Here is a 19,686-nt window from a genome sequence, read left to right on the forward strand (position 1 = left end):
TCACAGCAGGCCGTGCCGGCGGGCCTGGGCGCGCAGCTCCTCGCGGGCATCGGGGTGGGCCGCGCGCTCGATGAGCCGTTCGGCCTGCTCGGCCTCGTGGTGGTACAGCAGCTCGGCGACGCCGTTCTCGGTGATCACCGCGGTGGGCTGCGAATAGGTTGCCGGACCCGCCAGCTGGCCGATGATCGTCGACGTCTCGCGGTGGCGGCTGCGCAGCGCCACCAGGGACTGGCCTCCGCTCGAGTGCATCGCCCCGGCCTGGAAGTCGGTGGACCCGGCCGTTCCCGAGTAGATCCGGTCGCCGAACCGCGACGCGTTCACCTGGCCGAAAAGGTCGACCTGCAGTGCGCTGTGGATGCTCACGAAGGCCGGCAGCGCCGAGATGGAGGCCGGGTTGTTGGTCTTCTCGCAGCGCAGCAGTCTGACCCGCGGGTTGTCGTCGGCCCAGGCGTAGAGTTCCTCGCTGCCCAGCACCGCGGATCCGGTCATCTGCCGGCGGGCCACCAGCGCCCCGGCACGGTCCAGGTGCATCGCGGCGTCGGTGATCATGCCGGTCCAGATTCTCAGGTTGCGCCGCGCGTGCAGGCTGTGGGCGGCGGCGTCGGGGATCTTGCCGATGCCGATCTGGATGGTGGAGCCGTCGGCGACCCGGGAGGCGACGAGTTCGCCGATGCTCATCACCTCCTCGTCCAGATCGACCGGGGGCACCGGGATGAGCGGTGCGTCCACCTCCACGGCGTAGTCGATGACGTCGTCGGCCAGAACAGCGTCGCCACGGGTGAAGGGCATCCGGGGATTGATCTGGGCGATGATCGGCACCCCCCGCCGCTTGGCGTACTCGACGGCCGAGACCAGCAGCTGCACCTCGACGCCCATCGAGACCACGTGGTTGCGCGGAGTGGTGGTGTGCAGCACCACCATGTCGGGCGGGCAGCTGGTGGCGAACAGCAGGGCTGCGGTGCTCAACGGCACCGGGAAGTACCGCACCTGCCCGGCGGCCCGGGAACCCGGCCCGAGGAAGACCGTCTCGTGGGTCACCCCGTCGCGGGCCGGGACCCCCTCCGGAGCGTTGACGCAGAACAGGCTCCACCGCTCCAGCCGGGCGTCCAGGGCCCCCAGCAGCTCCAGTGGGGAGGCGCCGCCGCCGGGGGAGACGATCCGGGGGGCCTCGGGCAGGGTGGAGACGGCCCGGTCCAGCTCGTCGATGCTGATGAGACGCATGGCCCAACGCTAGCGGTCCTGGGCCTGTTCAGCGGGCCGGGAGGCCACTACCGTTGCTCCCGCACCCAGCCCCCACGGAAGAGCCTCACGATGCCTCAGCATTTCGACACCCTCGCGGTCCACGCCGGCCAGGAGACCTCGGATCCCACCACCCATGCCCGCGCGGTGCCGATCTACCAGACCGCGGCCTACACCTTCGACTCGACCGAGGAGGCCGCCGATCTGTTCGCCCTGCGCAAGCCCGGCAACATCTACGCCCGCATGATGAATCCCACCGAGGACGCCTTCGAGGCCCGGATCACGGCCCTCGAGGGAGGCGTCGGATCGCTGGCGGTGGCCTCGGGGATGTCGGCCATCACCTACGCCGTGCTCAACCTGTGCTTCGCCGGCGATCACATCGTGGCCCTGTCCACCCTCTACGGCGGCTCCTTCGCGCTGTTCGCCCACACCCTGTCCCAGTACGACATCCACGTCACCTTCGTCGATCCCGACGACCCGGGCGCCCTGGCCGCCGCGGTCACCGACCGGACCCGGCTGGTCTACGGGGAGACGATCGGCAACCCGGGCGTCAATGTCGTCGATCTGGACGCCTGGGCCGAGGCCTCCCACGCTCTGGGACTGCCGCTGATCATCGACAACACCATCCCCAGCCCCTACCTGTGCCGGCCCTTCGAGCACGGCGCCGACATCGTCGTCCACTCCGCGACCAAGTACATCGGCGGCCACGGCACCGCGATCGGCGGGGTCATCGTGGACGGAGGCCGCTTCGACTGGGCCGCCCACGCCGAGCGGTTCCCCGCACTCACCGGCCCCGACCACGCCTACCACGAGGTGGTGTGGACCGAGGCCGCCGGGGCCGCCGCCTACATCACCCGCGCCCGCACCGTGCTGCTGCGCAATATCGGCGCATCGATCTCCCCGTTCAACTCCTGGCTCTTCCTCCAGGGCCTGGAGACCCTCCACCTGCGGATGGAGCGCCACAGCGGCAACGCCCTGGAGATCGCCCGGTACCTGGAGGCCCACCCCGATGTCGCCTGGGTGCAGTACCCCGGGCTGGAGTCCAGCCCTTACCGGGAGGTGTCCGCCCGGATCCTGCCCCGCGGCTGCTCCGGCATCCTCACCTTCGGCCTGCGGGCCGGCAGGGAGGCCGGCACCCGGTTCATCGAGTCGCTGAAGCTGTTCAGCCACCTGGCCAATATCGGTGACGCCAAGTCGCTGGCGATCCACAACGCCTCGACCACCCATTCCCAGCTCACCGAGCCGGAACTGGAGGCGGCCGGCGTGCGGCCCGAGATGGTGCGCCTGTCGGTGGGCATCGAGGACGTCTCCGATCTCATCGCCGACCTGGAGCAGGCCCTGGCGGTCTCGCGCGGCTGAGGCTCAACGGCACTGGTGGCAGAATCAGTCCCGATGACACGCCAGTCAGCTTCACGAACCGAACCCCTCGGGCCCGGTGTCGGCCGGGTCGAGACCCGTCTCGCCACCGTCGCCGATCCCGACCATCCCCTCCAGCTCGTCTCCGGGGACCACCTCGACCATGTCGAGGTGGCCTACGAGACCTACGGATCCCTGTCGCCCGAGCGCGACAATGCCGTGTACATCTGCCACGCCCTCACCGGGGACGCCCATGCCGCCGGCATCCACGACGGGGAGACGAAGCCGGGCTGGTGGGACAACATCATCGGGCCCGGGCGCGCCATCGACACCGACCAGTGGTTCGTGGTGTCCTCCAACCTGCTGGGCGGCTGTTCGGGGACCACCGGGCCCACGTCGATGAACCCGGCCACCGGGCAGGTGTGGGGCACCGCCTTCCCGCAGATCGACATGCACGACTTCGTGGAGGTGCATCTGCGGCTGGCCGCCCATCTGGGCATCGAGAAGTTCCATGCCGTGGTGGGCGGGTCGATGGGCGGGATGCAGGCCCTCGACTGGTCGCTGACCCACCCCGACACCCTCGACAACGCGGTGATCGTCGCCGCCTCCAGCAGACTCACCGCCCAGAACATCGCGTTCTCGGCGGTGGGCCGCGAGGCCATCGTGCGCGATCGCGACTTCGACGACGGGCACTACCTGGACGCCGATCGCCGTCCCGACACGGGGTTGTCGATCGCCCGGATGCTGGCCCACATCACCTACCTGTCGGAGGACGCCTTCGCCGAGAAGTTCGGCCGCACCCACCAGTTCGGCGAGCCGCGCCGCGGATTCGGCGTCGACTTCGCGGTGGAGAGCTACCTGGACCACCAGGGGGAGACCTTCCTCACCCGCTTCGACCCGCTCAGCTACATCTATCTCACCCGCGTGATGGACTACTTCGACCCCTTCGGCACCACCGGCGCCACGGACCTGGTGGTCGCCGACCCGGTGAACTACCTGGTCGTGTGCTTCGACACCGACTGGCGCTTCTCCCCGGCCCACTCCCGCCGGATCGTCCGCCACCTGGAGGGGGCCGGGCTGCCGGTGAGCTTCTTCACCATCGCCTCCTCCTGGGGCCACGACTCCTTCCTCATGAAGCTGGACCCCTACCACGACCTGGTGCGCGCCTTCCTCGAGGTGCCCGCCGGGCGGCGCACCGGGAGGGCCTCGAGGCGGGCCCCCCACCACGACGGCCACATCTGCACCAGGGAGGTCGACCGGTGAGCGGTCAGACAGGGCTGCGCCCCGACCAGGTGATCATCTCGGACCTGGTGCCCACCGGATCCCGCGTCCTGGATCTGGGCTGCGGCGACGGCGTCCTGCTGCGGCGCCTGATGGACGAGCGCTACTGCCTGGGCACCGGGGTGGACTCCGACACCTCCGAGCTGCTGCGCGCCGCCGCCCTGGGCGTCCCGGTCCTGGAGATGGATCTGGACGCCGACCTGGGGGAGTTCCACGACGACTCCTACGACGTCGTGGTGCTGTCGAGGACCCTGCAGGCCGTCCCCCGGCCGGGAAGGGTGCTGGCCGACATGGCCAGGATCGGCAGGCTGCTCATCGTCTCGATGCCGAACTTCGGGTACTGGCGCAACCGTCTGAGGCTTCTCAGCGGTCACATGCCGGTGTCGAAGGACCTGCCCTTCGAATGGCACGACACCCCCAACGTCCGCTACTCGACCGTCGCGGACCTGGAGTCCTGGTTCGCCGAGGCCGGCGTCGACGTGCTGCAGCGCATCAGCCTGGGAGGGCGGGGCCGGCCCACCCGGGCGGCCGGTCTGGCACCTAACCTCCTGGCCGGCTCGACGGTCCACGTGCTGGGCTCCAACTGGACCGGATGAGACGGCAATCGGAGATGACGGCAGGAGAACGATGACAGACCTGGAGAGCACCGACAGGCAGATCCTGGCCCTGTTGGAGGCCAACGGACGGATGTCCTGGACCGAGTTGGGCCGTGAGACGGGCCTGTCGACCTCGGCCGCCCAGCAGCGGGTCCGCCGGCTGGAGACCAGGGGGGTCATCAAGGGCTATCACGCGGACCTGGATCTGGAGGCCGTCGACGCCTCGGTGACGGCCTTCATCTTCATCGCGCCGGCCGATCCGCAGACCGACGAGGAGATCCCCGGGCTGCTGCGCGCCATGCCCCAGGTCCGCAGCTGTCACTCCGTGGCCGGCAGCGCCTCCTACCTGGCCCGGGTGCAGGCGGCCTCGCCGACCGACCTCGACCGGCTGCTCAGCCGGATCCGCAAGGAGTGCCAGTGCTCCACCGAGACCACCGTCGTCCTCGACACCCTCTTCGACGGCCTGCCGCTGGTGGGCCGCAGGTGAGGCGGATCCCGACCCCGGACCTGGCACGGGCCGCGGTCGCGGTGGCCGCCGGGGTGGCCACCGGGCTGGGACAGGCCCCGGCCGGCTGGTGGCCCCTGGTGATCCCCGGGGTGGCGGCGCTGACCGTGCTGGTACGCGACCGGCGCCCACGGACCGCCGCCGGACTCGGGTACCTGTACGGTCTGGGCCTGTTCACCACGACGATCTGGTGGGTGTACGTGGTCGCCTGGCCGGCCGCCCCCGTGCTCATCGCCTTCATGGCCTGCTGGGCGATGCTCACCGGATGGGGCATCCGCATGGTCGCCCGGCTGCCGCTTGCTCCGCTGTGGGCGGCGTGCGTGTGGTCCGCGGCCGAGGTGGCGGCGGCCCACATCCCGCTGGGCGGGTTCGGCTGGGTGCGGCTGGCCTGGACCGCCGTCGACACCCCGCTGGCCGGCACCCTGCGCTGGATCGGCGCCACCGGCACCAGCCTTCTCATCGCCCTGGCGGGCCAGCTGCTGGCCGCCGCCATCAGTCTCGGGGCGGCGCCCAGAGCCCCGCGCCGCGCCCGGATCGCCGCCGTCGCGACCCTGGTCGGGGTGCTGTCGATCGCCTCGGGGGTGGGGGAGTGGACCACCCGCCGGCCCGATCCGGCCGGCGGCGATGTGAGAGTCACCGTCGTCCAGGGAGGGGTCGACGGCACCGCCGGCTCCTACGCGATGGGATACGCCCGGTCGGTGACCGACAACCACCTCTCGGAGACCATCGCCGCCGTCGCCCATCAGCGCGCCACCGGGGCCCCGGCCCCCGACATGATCCTGTGGCCGGAGAACTCCACCGACATCGACCCGGTCCTCGACGCCCAGACCCACGAGCTGGTGACCACCGCCATCGCGGTCGCCGGGCGGCCGATCCTGGTCGGGGCGGTCACCGAGGGACCCGGGGCCGATGAGAGGCAGACCACGGCGATGTGGTGGCCGGTCGACAGCCAGGGCCCCGACGGCGTCTACCACAAGCGCAACCTGGTGCCTTTCGGGGAGTGGGTGCCCTGGCGCGACGCCCTGCTGAAGGTGCTGCCGATCCTCCAGCACGTCGGCCGCCAGTCCGTGCCGGGCACCGCACCCGGGGTGCTGACCGCCCGGACGGACAGGACGGACAGCAACAGCACCGTGCGCATCGGCGACGTCATCTGCTTCGAGCTGGCCTATGACGGCACCGTCCACGACACCGTGCGCCACGGCGCCCAGCTGCTCATGGTGCAGTCCAACAACGCCACCTACACCGGTACTGCCCAGCCCGACCAGCAGTGGCAGATCACCCGGGCCAGGGCCATCGAGTCGGGCCGTCAGATCACGGTCGCCACCACCTCCTCGCTGTCGGGACTCATCCAGCCCAGCGGCCGGGTGGTTGACCGCACCCGGGAGTCCACCCACGACTACCGGACCTACGAACTCTCTCTGGGCGACGGGGTGTCTGCGGGGGTGAGGGCCGCACCGGTGATCGGCTGGTCGAGCACTGCGCTGGCGGGGCTGGCGGTGCTCGCCGGAGCCGTCATGGCGCTGCGGCGACGTCGCCGTGCCCCGTCATCCGCACGGCCCCCGGGGGCGACGGATAATGTGTGAGTCGATGGCCCCTCAGCGGGGCGGGAACAGCAGAAACGGAGCAGCATGACCACCGGCGACGGCACCCTTTCGCGGGTCCTTGTCATCATTCCCACCTACAACGAGGCCGAGAACATCGAGGCCATCGTCTCGAGGCTGCGTCGCGCCGACCCCGGGGTCGACGTTCTGGTCGCCGACGACAACTCTCCCGACGGGACCGGCGGCATCGCCGACTCCTTGGCCGAGGCAGACCCGCAGATCCACGTGATGCACCGTCGCGGCAAGGAGGGCCTCGGCGCCGCCTACCTCGCCGGCTTCCACCAGGGCCTCGACGAGGGATACGACGTGCTGGTCGAGATGGACGCCGACGGCTCCCATCAGCCCGAGCAGCTCCCCCTGCTGCTGGACGCCCTGGAGCACGCCGACATGGTCAAGGGATCGCGCTACGTGCCGGGCGGCCGGGTGGTCAACTGGCCGAAGTCCCGCGAACTCATCTCGCGGGGCGGCGGCGTCTGGACCCGGCTCATGCTGGGCATCAGGGTCAAGGACCCCACCGGCGGTTTCAACGCCTTCCGCGCAACCACCCTGCGCACCATCGACCTCGACGAGGTGGCCTCGGCCGGATACTGCTTCCAGCTCGATCTCACCTGGCGGGTCCTCAAGGCCGGGATGAGAGTGGCCGAGGTGCCGATCGAGTTCGTGGAACGGGAGTACGGCAACTCCAAGATGAGCCGGGCCATCGTCGTGGAGGCCCTCATCCGCACCACCCTGTGGGGGGTCGACCATCGTGCCTCCCAGCTGCGGCAATTGGCCAGGAAGGCCCGCAGGAGGATCCGCTGAGATCACCGCACCAGAACGGAGCCGAGGGCCCGGACCAGCTGGTCCGGGCCCTCGGCTCCGTTCTGGTGCGTCGGTGCTACTTCTTGCGGATCTCGTCGAGGCGCTCGGCCAGCAGCTCCTCGAGCTCGGGGATCGAACGACGCTCGGTGAGCATGTCCCAGTGGGTGCGCTGGGGCTTCTGCTTCTTCTTCTCGGGCTCGGTGCCGTCGCTGCGACGCGACTCCGCCCCGCAGCGGGGACACTCCCAGACGCCGGGCAGGTCCGCCTCGACCGAGAAGGTGATCTCGAAGTGATGACCGTTGGGGCAGTCGAAACCGATCTCCTGCCTCTCGGCCATCTCGACGCCTTCCTCGTCCTCGAAGCTCTTGGAACCCAGGCCCATGCCACGCAGTGCGCGATCTGCCATGACTCCTCCTTCCGGGCCTCCCGTTCAGCCCACAGTTCTGGTGACCATCATGGCAGGCCCGGACAAGCCCGTGTGCCCTCCTCGCTCACAAACCGCGTTCCACCATGACATCGGACATCACATCGATGGCATCGGTGACGATGCCGTCGACCCCCAGATCGATGAGCCGCTCCATCTCCGCGCGGTCATTGATGGTCCACACGTGCACCACCCGGCCCCGGGCGTGTACGGCGCGCACCATGGCCGGGGTCACCAGCGGTACCCTCCGCCCTGCCACCCGGATCGAGGCCGGCATCTGGAGGGCGACCCCCCACGGCGGCAGCGCCCGGGCGACCACCCGTCCCAGGGCCGACCAGGCCACCCCCAGCGGGCCGACCGCGGTCGCCACCGCCCGGCCCGTCAGCCGCCGGAACCGAGTCAGGCGGGAGGTGGCGAATGAGGCGACGCAGACCCTGCCGGTCGCACGATGGCGATCCAGCGCCGCGGCGAGCGGATCGATGGCTCCGGCCTCCTTGATGTCGATGTTGACGAAGGTGCCGGGGAAGGCGTCGAGCACCTCGTCGAGGGTCGGGATCGGCTCCCCGCCCACGCTCGCCCGGCGCACCTGGGCCAGGGTGAGATCACGGATCAGCCCGTGACTCTCGGTGACCCGGTCGAGACGGTCGTCGTGGAACGCCACCAGAGCGCCGTCGGCGGTGGCGTGGACGTCGGTCTCGATGTGGCTGTAGCCCATCGCCACCGCGTTCCCGAAGGCGCGCAGGGTGTTCTCATGGCCGATGTTGTCGGGCAGCAGAGAACCGCCGCGATGGGCCAGGGCGGTGAATGGCCGGGAGAAGTACGGATAGTCATCGGCGCGCACAGGCCTCATTGTGGTCCATCGCCGGTGCCCATCGCTCGATGTGCCTCATCGGCCCGGGCTCTGCGATGATCGCCGCGTGACCACCCCTCCCGCCCACGACCCGTCGCCGGCCCCCACCGTCCTGTCGATCCAGTCCCACGTCACCGTCGGGGCGGTCGGCAACTCGGCGGCCGTGTTCGCCCTGCAGCGGATGGGGGTGGAGACCTGGGCGCTGCCGACCGTCGTGCTGTCCAACGACAACGCCCGGCCCCATGTCGCCGGGCCGTCGCTGAGCCCCGCCGAGCTGCGCTCGATCGTCGACGCGATGGCCGGCAACGACGTGCTCGGGAGGGTGGATGCCCTGCTCAGCGGATACCTCACCGGTGACACCGGTCCGGTGATCCTGGAGACGGCCGCACGACTGCGCGAGGAGAGCCCCGCCCTCATGTACTGCTGCGACCCGGTGATGGGGGACGCCGACAAGGGCTTCTACGTGCCGCCCGAGGTGCGCCGGTTCTTCTGCGAGCAGGCTGTGAAGGCCTGTGACGTGCTCACCCCGAATCTCTTCGAGCTGGGAGCGCTGACCGGCAGCCGGCCCGTCACCCTCGGCGAGATCGTGGACGCCGCCCGGTCCCTGGTCGGGCGCGGCCCGGCCACGGTGCTGGTCACCTCAGTGGCGTGCCGCGACCTGCCAGGCGACCGGATGCACATGGTGGCGGTCCGGGCGCGGCGGACTCTGCTGGTCTCCACGCCGCTGCTGGACGCCGTCTTCGACGGTTCCGGAGATCTCACCACGGCGGTCTTCCTGGCCAATCTGTTGCGCGGTCGCGACCTGGCCGAGGCCCTGGGCCGCACCGCCGGATCGGTGCACGCCGTGCTGTCGGCAACAGCACGGCTGGGACGTCAGGAGCCGGCCCTGGTGGCGGCCCAGGACCTGCTCGTCAACGCCCCCGCCGCGCGCACCTGGGAAGTCTGACCCTCCGTTGACTAACCCGAGAAGACCTGGATGCTGGCACCGAGCCTGCCCAGCCGGGTGGGAAGGTCCTCGTAACCCCGGTTGATCATGTAGACGTCGCGCAGGGTGGTCTCCCCCTGGGCGGCCAGCGCCGCCAGCAGCAGGCAGACGGCCGGTCGCAGCGCGGGCGGGCAGATGAGTTCGCGGCCCCGCCACCTCGTCGGCCCGGCCACGATGAGCCGGTGCGGATCGAGCAGCTGCACGTTGGCGCCCAGCTTACCCAGATCCACCAGGTGGATCGCCCGGTTCTCGTAGCACCAGTCGTGGATGAGGGTCCGGCCCTCCGCCTCGGCGGCGATCACGGCGAAGAACGGCAGATTGTCGATGTTGAGTCCCGGGAAGGGCATCGGGGCGATCTTGTCGGCGACAGCCACCAGGTGGCTGGGGCGCACGGTGATGTCGACCAGCCGGGTGTTGTCGTTGCGCGACGGGTACTCGTCGGTCACCGAGAAGTCCAGGCCCATCTCCGCCAGGATCGCCAGTTCGATCTCCAGGAATTCGATCGGGCATCGGGTGACGGTGAGCTCGGACTTCGTCACCACGGCGGCGGTGATGAGGCTCATGGCCTCGATCGGGTCCTCAGAGGGGTAGTACTCGACGTCGGTGTTGATGTCGGCCACGCCGCGGATCCGCAGGGTGGTGGTGCCGATCCCGTCGATCTGGACGCCGAGCTTGGTGAGGAAGAAGCACAGATCCTGCACCATGTAGTTGGGGCTGGCGTTGCGCAGCACGGTGAGGCTGGGCATCTGGGCGGCGGCCAGCAGGGCGTTCTCGGTGACGGTGTCGCCGCGCTCGGTGAGCACGATGTGACGTTCCGTCAGGGCCCGGTCGTGGACCTCGCACTGGTAGTAGCCCTCGGTGGCCACGACGTCCAGGCCCATCACCCGCAGCGCCTGGAGATGCGGCTCGACGGTACGGGCGCCCAGGTTGCAGCCGCCGGCGTAGGGGAGCTTGAACTCGTCGTAGAAGTGCATCAGGGGGCCCAGGAACATGAGGATGCTGCGCGTCCTGCGGGCCGCGGCCAGGTCCATGGCACCCAGATCCAGCTCGTCTGGCCGGGTGAGGGTGAGGTCCTTGTCGTCGTCGGACCAGGTGGCCTCCATGCCGATGCTGGCCAGCACCTCGAGGATCCGGTTGACCTCCTCGATGTGAGCCAGACCGCGCAGCACGGTGTGGCCGCGGTTGATGAGACTGGCGCACAGCAGGGCGACGGCGGCGTTCTTGGAGGAGCGCACCTCGATGCTGCCCGACAGCGTCCGGCCGCCCTCGATGAGGTAGTTCATGGAGGCCGTGCCGGGTGTCGCGATGAGCGGGGACTCGAGGGCGTCGGCGATCCGGTTGATGTAGTCCAGGGAGAGGTTCTGGTTTCCGACCTCGATCCGGTGGATCGCGCTCTGCGAGGTCTTGAGAAGGTCTGCGAGTTGATTCTGGGTCAGACCACGCTGCTTGCGGGCGTCCCGGATGAGGCGTCCCACGGAGGCCGGGCTGATGGTGTCCACGCGGCTTGTCCTTTCACGTCGGCGGCACTGGGCGGCGCCTCGGGCCCCCGGAATCCCCGGAGACGCACGACGGCGCACACGAGAAATATATCATATTGGAGATGACCGCCATATGAGGCGGGTTCCCGCCGTTCGGCCTCGGCGGAAGCCCGGGATTCAACTGGCCCCCGATGCCGGGCAGGTCGTTAGAGTGTGACCATGACCTCACACTTCGACGTCGTTGTCCTAGGAGCCGGCCCCGGCGGCTATGTGGCAGCGATCCGCGCAGCCCAGCTCGGCAAGAAGACCGCCATCATCGAGAAGGAGTACTGGGGAGGGGTGTGCCTCAACATCGGCTGCATCCCGACCAAATCGCTCCTGCGCAACGCCGAACTCGCCAACATCGTCACCAAGGAGGCCGGGACCTTCGGCATCTCCGGAGACATCTCGGTCGATTACGGCAAGGCCTTCAGCCGCTCGCGCGCCGTCTCGAAGCGGATGGTCAACGGCATCCACTTCCTCATGAAGAAGAACAAGATCACCGAGTTCAACGGCTGGGGTGAGTTCACCGGCCCCAAGGGGATCGCCGTCAAGGATGAGAACGGCCAGGTCACCGACGAACTGACCTTCGACAACTGCATCATCGCCGCCGGGTCCCAGGTCAAGACCCTGCGCGGAACCCAGCTGTCGGAGCGCGTGGTCACCTACAAGGAGCAGATCCTCTCCGACACCGTCCCCGGATCGATCATCATCGCCGGATCGGGCGCCATCGGCACCGAGTTCGCCTACGTCCTGGCGGCCTACGGATCCCAGGTGACCATCGTCGAGTTCCTCGACCGGATGGTCCCCAATGAGGACAAGGAGGTGTCCGCCGAACTCACCAAGGCCTACAAGAAGCTCGGCATCACCGTGCTCACCTCCACGAAGGTCGACGCCATCGACGACTCCGGGGAGAAGGTCAAGGTCACCGTGTCCCCGGCCGCCGGAGGGGACGCCCGGGTGCTGGAGGCCGACCGGGTCCTCCAGGCCGTCGGATTCGCGCCCCGGGTCGAGGGGTACGGGCTGGAGAAGGCCGGCGTCCAGCTCACCGACCGCGGAGCCGTCGCCATCGACGACTACATGCGCACCAACGTGCCCGGCATCTACGCCATCGGCGACTGCACCGCCAAGCTCATGCTGGCCCACACCGCCGAGGCCCAGGGGGTGGTGGCCGCCGAGACCATCGCCGGCGCCGAGACGATGCCGATCAACTACGACATGATCCCGCGGGCCACCTACTGCCAGCCCCAGGTCGGCTCCTTCGGATACACCGAGGAGCAGGCCCGCGAGAAGGGCTACGAGGTGAAGGTCAGCAAGTTCCCCTTCGCCGCCAACGGCAAGGCCTGGGGACTGGGCGACGGCACGGGGTTCGTCAAGATCGTCGCCGACGCCCGCCATGACGAGCTGCTGGGCGCCTCGCTGATCGGCCACGACGTCTCCGAGCTGCTGCCCGAGCTGACCCTGGCCCAGCTGTGGGATATCACCGCCGACGAGGTGGGCCGCAACATCCATGCCCACCCGTCCCTCTCGGAGGCGCTCAAGGACGCCGCCGAGGGCATCGGCGGCCACATGATCAACTTCTGATCGGTCATCGCATCGGGGCGCGTCCTTCGGGACGCGCCCCGACTGCGTGCCGGCCTGCCAGGACTTCGGTGCCGATGTGGACGAATCGGTGCCGAACGCGCACCCGGAGCGCCGATCAGCCATACAGTGCGTCATGGGGGCGGGCCGAGGACCGGATTCGGCTGCCCCGGAGTTCAAGGTCGAATTCGCACAGGGGAGTGCAGCAATGGCCGGGACAACCGCACAGCAGCAGGCCGCGTCGCCCACCTACAGCCCGGAGGAGGAGAAGTACATCCTCCGCAACGGCAGGGGAGTGCCGGTCGGAGTGAGACCCCACACCCGGTGGACGCCGTGGAAGGTGGCCATCTGGGTCCTGGTCACCGCGGCCGGGGTGCTGGGCTGGACGATGCTCGCGGTGGTGCGCGGCGAGCAGGTCAACACCCTCTGGTTCGTCATCACGGCGGTGTGCACCTACGCGATCGCCTACCGCTTCTACGGCCTGTACATCCAGCGCAGGATCATGCGCCCCGATGACCGCAACGCCACTCCGTCCGAACGGATCAACAACGGCAAGGACTTCGACCCGACCCACCGGGTCGTCCTCTACGGCCATCACTTCGCCGCCATCGCCGGTGCCGGACCACTGGTCGGCCCCGTCCTGGCCGCCCAGATGGGCTACCTGCCGGGCACCCTGTGGATCATCATCGGAGTCTGCCTGGCCGGCGGCGTCCAGGACATGCTGGTGCTCTTCTTCTCGATGCGCCGCGGCGGCCGCTCGCTGGGCCAGATGGCCACCGACGAGATCGGCAGGATCGGCGGGGTGGTCGCCACAGTCATCGTGCTGGTGATGCTCATGATCGTCCTGGCGGTCCTGGCGATGGTCTGCGTCAACGCCCTGGCATCCTCCCCCTGGGGAGTCTTCTCGGTGGGCTGCACCATCCCCATCGCACTCTGCATGGGCCTGTGGCTGCGCTACGTGCAGCCGGGCAGGATCACCCAGGTCTCGGTGGCCGGTTTCGCGGTACTGATCCTGGTGATCATCTCGGGGCGCTGGGTCTCCCAGAGCGCCTTCGGCCAGCACTACCTCCACCTGTCGCCGACGACGCTGGTGTGGGCGATGATCATCTACGGCTTCTTCGCCGCGGTGCTGCCCGTCTGGCTGCTGCTCACCCCGCGCGACTACCTGTCGACCTTCATGAAGGTGGGCACCATCGTCGTGCTCGCCGTGGGCATCGTGATCGTACGGCCCATCGCCGAGATGCCCGCGGTCACCGAATTCGCCTCCAACACCGACGGCCCGGTCTTCGCCGGCACCCTGTTCCCCTTCCTGTTCATCACCATCGCCTGCGGAGCCCTGTCGGGGATGCACGCCCAGGTCTCCTCGGGGACCACCCCGAAGATGATCCAGAAGGAGAGCCAGGCCCGGATGATCGGCTACGGGGGGATGCTCATGGAGTCCTTCGTGGCGATCATGGCGCTGGCCGCCGCGGTCTCTCTCAACCAGGGAATCTACTTCGGGATGAACACCTCCGAGGCCTCGGTCGACGGCCTGGCCGGGCCCGCCGTCGTCCGGACCACCGACGACCGCAACGAGATCACCGCCGAGGCGGTCAAGAATCTCGGCGTCACCGACGCCCGCGGCAACTCGATCCAGGCGCGCTGGGAATCCTGGGACGACCAGGGCCGCGACAAGACCTACGTCGGCGCCGAGGCCTTCTCCCAGCTGGCCAAGGACGTCGGCGAACCCTCGGTGACCTCGCGGACCGGCGGCGCCCCGACCCTGGCGGTCGGCATCGCCCACATCCTCCACCAGGTGGGCGGCGGCCGCACCATGATGGGCTTCTGGTACCACTTCGCCATCATGTTCGAGGCCCTGTTCATCCTCTCGGCGGTCGACGCCGTGACCAGAGTGGCGCGATTCCAGCTCTCCGACGCTCTGGGCAACGGCATCAAGAAGTTCAAGGACCCGTCATGGCGGCCAGGCGCCTGGATGACCACCGCCGTGGTGGTAGCCGCCTGGGGCTCCCTGCTCCTGATGGGAGTCACCGACCCGAGAGGCGGCATCCAGACCCTCTACCCGCTGTTCGGCATCGCCAACCAGCTCATCGCGGCGGTCGCGCTGCTGCTGATCTGCGTGATGGTGGTGCGCAAGGGGTATGCGAAATGGCTGTGGGTGCCCGCGATACCGTTCATCCTCGACACCGCGGTGACCTTCACCGCCTCCTGGCAGAAGATCTTCTCCACCGACAAGAACATCGGCTACTGGCAGCAGTGGCGCGACGCCAGGGCAGCACTGCCCGGCATCGACGACCCCGCCCAGATCGAGATCCAGAAGGCCATCATCCGCAACACCTTCATCCAGGGAACGCTGTCCATCGTCTTCCTCGTGACGGTGGCCTTCGTCATCGTCTGCGGAGTGATCCGCGTGGTGAGGACACTGCGCAGCCGTCAGTTCACCAGCTCCGAGGACGAGTTCGCCGAGTCGAACTTCTTCGCACCCGCCAGCCTGGTCGCCACGAAGCTGGAGAAGAAACTGGTCGCCGAGTACGAGAAGGTGGGCGACCTCACCCTCCTGCACCGAGCGCCCCGCGAGAACGCCACGACCAAGGAAGAGCCGTGACGGCGGGGGAGCGGCTGCGCCGGCTGCGCGGGCTGTGGCGCGACCTCACCGGCGAGTCGGCCTACGAGCACTACCTGGTGCGCCACCGGCTCGAGCATCCCGACCACGAACCCATGGGGGAGAGGCAGTTCTGGCGGGAGAGGGCGCGCCTGGCCGAGAACGATGTCGCCGGCGGGTGCTGCTGACCCTGAGGCTAAAACACAGACAATTCACAGACTGAGTGGGTGGACGCCGACCCGATAGTCTGCGCGCCATGACACTGCAGAATGCGGCGGGAAGCCCTCAGCAGGTGACCGTTCTCAGGATGATCGCCGCGGCGATGGCGATGGCCCTGGTGATGGTCGCGCTCGTCTCGTTCTTCATCCTGGAACCCGAGCCTCAGGCGGATCCGATGCTGGGCTGGATCCTGGCCGTCGCCGCACCGGTGGTGTCCTTCCTGGCGTCGCGGGTCGCGTCGGTGGTCGGCACGGCCGTTCAGGAGCCGTCCCAGCTGTACCAGGCCTACGCGTCGAGGTTCTTCATCACCATGAGCCTGGCAGAGGCTCCGGGCCTGCTGATGTACGTCGCCGGGATCATCATGAGGCTGAGCTGGATGCAGGTCGCGCTGGGCCTGGTGCTCACGGCCGCTGTGGTGTGGCTCGTGCTGCGTCCCACCCGCCAGAAGGCCGGGGCCTTCGCGGAGAAGAGCATGGGCACCGGGGCCGACGTGCAGGCCTTCGTGGAGATGTTCTGAGTGCCAGCCCACGCCCCGATCCTGCCGATCCTGATTGTCCGATAAGCGACATTATGTCATTTATTCGGGAGATGGGGATCTGAAGCCGGCCTCCCCCGGGCCCTCTTCACCTCACTCCTCGTACGGCCAGGCCTCGAACGCCTCAAACAGAGACGCCGGGCTCTCGGTCGTGGTGGCGAGTGTGAGGGAGTTCGGGAGTTGAGTTCCGGGCGTGGGATCAGCGGTTCGATGGTTAGAGTGCATGGGCCTGTTATTCCCAGATACTCGCCCGACGCTGTTCCCGTGCCGAATACTGAGACGACGCCCTGTTACAGAACGGTGACAGTTTCCCCGCGCCGGCTGTGATGAACCTCACTCCCCATCCCTGCGTCGGGCCCGGAACGGCTCGCCTCGTGACGACCGGGGGAATCCCTGCGCGGGAATATGAGGAAGTCTCCCACTGATCGACGGCGACCGGGCGTAGCATCCCCGTTCATCAATGCCCGTTCAGCAAATGCACCGGGCAGCCATCACTGAACACACCCATCACCGAACGGGGGGAAGCCCAGTGAGCATCCTCAGAACCAAATCTGTCGAGCAGTCACTTCGCGACACCGAGGATCCGGAACATCAGCTCAACAAGAGCCTGTCATGGGTCGAACTCACGATGTTCGGCATCGGCGTCGTCATCGGCGCCGGCATCTTCACCATGACCGGGCGGGTCGCCCATTCCATGAGCGGCCCCTCGATCATCGTCAGCTTCATCATCGCCGCCATCGCCTGCGGACTGGCGGCCATGTGCTACGCCGAGTTCGCCTCGACCGTCCCGGTCGCCGGCTCCGCCTACACCTTCTCCTACGCCTCCATGGGCGAGATCTTCGCCTGGATCATCGGTTGGGATCTGTTCCTGGAACTCTTCCTGGCCTCCTCGGTGGTCGCTCAGGGCTGGAGCGCCTACCTCACGGTCTTCCTCTCCCAGCTCGGCATCGACCTGCCGCCGCAGATCGTCTCGGGAGGCCGGTTCGACCTGCTGGCCTTCGGCCTCATCATCGTCCTGGGCCTGCTGCTCATCGGCGGCATCAAGGAGTCGGTGCGCGTCAACACGGCTCTGGTCGCCATCAAGCTGTTCATCGTGATGTTCGTGATCGTCGCGGGCATCGGCTACGTCAAGGCGTCGAACTTCACCCCCTTCGTCCCGGACAAGCAGCCCGTGGAGAGCTCTGGAGGTCTCACCCAGCCGCTGCTCCAGTGGTTCACCGGCTCCCAGCAGACGGCATTCGGCGTCTCCGGTATCGTCGCCGGCGCCGCCCTGGTGTTCTTCGCCTACATCGGTTTCGACGTCGTCGCCACCACCGCCGAGGAGGCCAGGAACCCCGAGCGCGACGTTCCCCTGGGCATCCTCGGCTCGCTGGTCGTGTGCACCATCCTCTACATCGCGATCTCGCTGGTACTGATCGGCATGGTCCCCTATGACCAGCTCGACCCGAGCGCCTCCCTGGCCAAGGCCTTCACCACCGTCGGCAAACCCTGGATGGCCATCGTCATCTCGGCGGGCGCGGTGGCCGGACTCACCACCGTGGTGCTGACGATGATGATCGGCGCCACCCGCGTGATCTTCGCGATGTCGCGCGACGGGCTGCTGCCCGAGGGCCTCTCCCACGTGCATCCGAAGACCCGCACCCCCTACCGCATCACCATCATCATCATGCTGGCCGACGGACTGCTGGCCGCCCTGGTGCCTCCCGGCATCCTCGACGAGATGGTCAACATCGGCACCCTGCTCGCCTTCGTGATGGTCTCGATCGGCATCATCGTGCTGCGCCGCAAGCGCCCCGATCTTCCCCGCGCCTTCCGGGTGCCGTGGGTACCGGTGATCCCGATCATCTCCGCGATCATCTGCCTCTACCTCATGCTCAACCTCTCGATCGAGACCTGGATGCGATTCCTGATCTGGATGGTGATCGGTTTCATCGTGTACTTCAGCTACTCGAAGGGCCATTCACGGCTGGCACACGGCAGTGATCTCACCGCCGACATCAACGAGCAGATCGTCAACGTGATGGACCATCAGTACGACACCCGCCGGAAGACCCGCCGCGCGGCCGGTTCCGAGTCGGAGGGAGCCACGAGCACGGCACCCTCCGATTCTCCCCATGAATCCTGAGCGCACGTCCCACCATCATTGATGAATGTGGCCCCGTCCATGGACGGGGCCACATTCATCAATATGCGTGGGCCTGTTATTGGGATGAGTAGGATCACCAGTCAGTGGGAGGACGCCGTTCGGCCTTCGTCCGGGACCGCCGCTTCTTGGCCTCCAGACGCCGACGCTTCGATCCGCGGGTGGGCCGGGTACGCCTGCGGGAGCGCACGGGCCGCCCGGCGGCACCGAGCAGCGCGGCCATCCGAATTCGTGCGGCGCGCCTGTTGGCCAGCTGCTCGCGGTACTGGGAGGCCGCCACCGTGAGGATGCCGCCGACGAGCCTGCTCTCCAGACCGGCGAGCAGGCGGGAACGCAGCCGTTCGGGGATGTCGGGGCAGCCTGCCACGTCGAGGCTGAGCTCGACCCGGGAGGAGGAGGTGTTGACACCCTGACCGCCGGGCCCCGAGCTGTGGGAGAAGCGCTCGTGGAGGTGAGCCTCACCGATCACGAATTCGCCGCCGGACTCCCCCGTGGTCACCTGCAGGCCGTCCATGGGGACCAAGCCTAGGCGAACGGGGTGACAGACTCGGAGGGTGCCTGCTCTTCCCCACCCGAGCACCGGTGAATTCTTCGACTCCCCGGTGCCGCCCGGCACCGGATGGCCGGGCGACCCCGCCGACTCCAGGACGCCGGTGGCGGATTCGGCGGCCGACGCCTCGGACCTTGCGCGGTCCGCTGATGACCTGCGGCATCTGGACGCCGTGGTGTCGGTGTGCCGGGCCTGCCCGAGGCTGGTGTCCTGGCGGGAGCGGGTCGCGGTCGAGAAGCGCGCCTCCTTCGCCGATCAGCCCTACTGGGGCCGTCCGGTGCCCTCCTTCGGGGACCCCCGGGCCCGGCTGCTCGTGGTGGGGCTGGCCCCGGCCGCCAACGGCGCCAACCGGACCGGGCGGATGTTCACCGGTGACTGGTCGGGAGACTGGCTCTACGCCGCGCTTCACCGGGCCGGACTGGCGAGCGCGCCGACCGCCGTCGACGCCCGCGACGGAATGGAGCTGCGGGGATGCCGGATCCTGTCCCCGGTCCACTGCGCCCCGCCGGCCAACCGGCCCTCGGTCGAGGAGCGGCGGACATGCTCCGCCTGGTTCGACCGGGAACTGGTGCTGCTGACCGGGGCGCGCGCCGCCCTGTGCCTGGGGTCGATGGCCTGGACATCCCTTCTGGGGGCCGCGCGCCGGCTGGGGTGGACGGTGCCGCGCCCGGCGCCGCGCTTCGGCCATGGAGCGCGGGCCCGCCTGCTACGCCCCGGCGGGGCGGGCCTCGAGGTCGTCGGGTGCTACCACGTGAGCCAGCGCAACACATTCACCGGCCGTCTGACCGTCGGTATGCTCGACGAGGCGATCGCGGCCGCCGATCGCCTGTCACGCGGGTGACCGGGCCCGGTACGACGTCGGTACTGGAATAACGGCCGTTGTCGTGCTGTTCTTGGAGGCGCG

At 68.7% G+C, this 19,686-nt stretch carries 18 protein-coding genes; 13 read left to right on the plus strand and 5 right to left on the minus strand.

Features of this window, described 5'->3' with window-relative positions:
* Window positions 1-1,221: an acetyl-CoA hydrolase/transferase family protein gene (locus JS278_RS08605; RefSeq protein WP_114044819.1), complete on the minus strand. Its 1,221-nt coding sequence runs from the start codon at window positions 1,219-1,221 to the stop codon at window positions 1-3.
* A 90-nt stretch (window positions 1,222-1,311) separates the two neighbouring features.
* Here JS278_RS08605 and JS278_RS08610 point away from each other — a divergent pair, with 90 nt between their 5' ends.
* Genes JS278_RS08610 through JS278_RS08635 form a run of 6 tightly spaced genes read left to right on the plus strand, consistent with a single transcriptional unit; the run spans window position 1,312 to window position 7,379 of the window.
* The gene (locus JS278_RS08610; protein WP_114044820.1) at window positions 1,312-2,598 is read left to right on the plus strand and encodes an O-acetylhomoserine aminocarboxypropyltransferase/cysteine synthase family protein; all 1,287 of its coding nucleotides are present in this window, start codon (window positions 1,312-1,314) and stop codon (window positions 2,596-2,598) included.
* Between the two features lie 33 nt (window positions 2,599-2,631).
* Window positions 2,632-3,858, plus strand: coding sequence for a homoserine O-acetyltransferase MetX (metX, locus tag JS278_RS08615; RefSeq protein ID WP_181833683.1), 1,227 nt, complete (start codon window positions 2,632-2,634; stop codon window positions 3,856-3,858).
* Entirely contained in the window at window positions 3,855-4,472 is a 618-nt protein-coding gene (gene metW, locus JS278_RS08620; protein WP_114044822.1) for a methionine biosynthesis protein MetW, read from the plus strand. The genes metX and metW overlap by 4 nt, the downstream gene beginning before the upstream one ends.
* Window positions 4,473-4,503: 31 nt before the next feature.
* Window positions 4,504-4,959, plus strand: a complete 456-nt coding sequence (locus JS278_RS08625; RefSeq protein WP_114044823.1) for an Lrp/AsnC family transcriptional regulator — start codon at window positions 4,504-4,506, stop codon at window positions 4,957-4,959.
* Window positions 4,956-6,560 (plus strand): apolipoprotein N-acyltransferase, encoded by a 1,605-nt coding sequence (lnt, locus tag JS278_RS08630; protein ID WP_114044824.1) that lies wholly within the window; start codon window positions 4,956-4,958, stop codon window positions 6,558-6,560. The genes JS278_RS08625 and lnt overlap by 4 nt, the downstream gene beginning before the upstream one ends.
* Before the next feature lie 45 nt (window positions 6,561-6,605).
* Window positions 6,606-7,379, plus strand: a complete 774-nt coding sequence (locus JS278_RS08635; RefSeq protein ID WP_114044825.1) for a polyprenol monophosphomannose synthase — start codon at window positions 6,606-6,608, stop codon at window positions 7,377-7,379.
* Window positions 7,380-7,455: 76 nt separating this feature from the next.
* Here the strand turns inward: JS278_RS08635 and JS278_RS08640 are convergent, their stop codons facing one another.
* Together JS278_RS08640 and JS278_RS08645 are read right to left on the minus strand one after the other, a co-directional pair.
* Window positions 7,456-7,785 (minus strand): RNA polymerase-binding protein RbpA, encoded by a 330-nt coding sequence (locus JS278_RS08640; RefSeq protein WP_114044826.1) that lies wholly within the window; start codon window positions 7,783-7,785, stop codon window positions 7,456-7,458.
* Window positions 7,786-7,870: 85 nt separating this feature from the next.
* Window positions 7,871-8,644: a glycerophosphodiester phosphodiesterase family protein gene (locus tag JS278_RS08645; RefSeq protein ID WP_181833684.1), complete on the minus strand. Its 774-nt coding sequence runs from the start codon at window positions 8,642-8,644 to the stop codon at window positions 7,871-7,873.
* 76 nt (window positions 8,645-8,720) lie between these two features.
* On the opposite strand from JS278_RS08645, the gene pdxY reads away from it, so the two are divergent.
* A complete protein-coding gene (gene pdxY / locus JS278_RS08650; RefSeq protein ID WP_245935066.1) occupies window positions 8,721-9,599 on the plus strand; it encodes a pyridoxal kinase in 879 nt (292 codons plus the stop codon).
* Window positions 9,600-9,610: 11 nt separating this feature from the next.
* Here the strand turns inward: pdxY and JS278_RS08655 are convergent, their stop codons facing one another.
* A complete protein-coding gene (locus JS278_RS08655; protein WP_114044828.1) occupies window positions 9,611-11,137 on the minus strand; it encodes a helix-turn-helix domain-containing protein in 1,527 nt (508 codons plus the stop codon).
* A 198-nt stretch (window positions 11,138-11,335) separates the two neighbouring features.
* On the opposite strand from JS278_RS08655, the gene lpdA reads away from it, so the two are divergent.
* The 5 genes from lpdA to JS278_RS08680 all read left to right on the plus strand — a co-directional run bounded on the left by lpdA (window position 11,336) and on the right by JS278_RS08680 (window position 18,214).
* The gene (lpdA, locus tag JS278_RS08660) at window positions 11,336-12,739 is read left to right on the plus strand and encodes a dihydrolipoyl dehydrogenase (RefSeq protein ID WP_114046213.1); all 1,404 of its coding nucleotides are present in this window, start codon (window positions 11,336-11,338) and stop codon (window positions 12,737-12,739) included.
* Window positions 12,740-12,944: 205 nt separating this feature from the next.
* A complete protein-coding gene (locus tag JS278_RS08665; RefSeq protein ID WP_114044829.1) occupies window positions 12,945-15,338 on the plus strand; it encodes a carbon starvation CstA family protein in 2,394 nt (797 codons plus the stop codon).
* Window positions 15,335-15,523, plus strand: coding sequence for a YbdD/YjiX family protein (locus JS278_RS08670; protein WP_114044830.1), 189 nt, complete (start codon window positions 15,335-15,337; stop codon window positions 15,521-15,523). The genes JS278_RS08665 and JS278_RS08670 overlap by 4 nt, the downstream gene beginning before the upstream one ends.
* A gap of 68 nt (window positions 15,524-15,591) precedes the next feature.
* Window positions 15,592-16,071, plus strand: coding sequence for a hypothetical protein (locus JS278_RS08675; RefSeq protein WP_147243176.1), 480 nt, complete (start codon window positions 15,592-15,594; stop codon window positions 16,069-16,071).
* Window positions 16,072-16,618: 547 nt separating this feature from the next.
* On the plus strand, window positions 16,619-18,214 hold the full coding sequence (locus tag JS278_RS08680; RefSeq protein ID WP_114044832.1) for an amino acid permease: 1,596 nt from the start codon (window positions 16,619-16,621) through the stop codon (window positions 18,212-18,214).
* A 94-nt stretch (window positions 18,215-18,308) separates the two neighbouring features.
* On the opposite strand, the gene arfB is transcribed toward JS278_RS08680, so the two are convergent.
* Window positions 18,309-18,746, minus strand: a complete 438-nt coding sequence (gene arfB / locus JS278_RS08685) for an alternative ribosome rescue aminoacyl-tRNA hydrolase ArfB (RefSeq protein WP_114044833.1) — start codon at window positions 18,744-18,746, stop codon at window positions 18,309-18,311.
* Window positions 18,747-18,786: 40 nt separating this feature from the next.
* On the opposite strand from arfB, the gene JS278_RS08690 reads away from it, so the two are divergent.
* Complete coding sequence (locus JS278_RS08690; protein ID WP_114044834.1) at window positions 18,787-19,623, plus strand: uracil-DNA glycosylase; 837 nt, start codon at window positions 18,787-18,789, stop codon at window positions 19,621-19,623.
* Window positions 19,624-19,686 lie beyond the last annotated feature (63 nt).

Origin of the sequence: Acidipropionibacterium virtanenii (assembly GCF_003325455.1) — a bacterium.
Taxonomy (GTDB): Bacteria; Actinomycetota; Actinomycetes; order Propionibacteriales; family Propionibacteriaceae; genus Acidipropionibacterium; species Acidipropionibacterium virtanenii.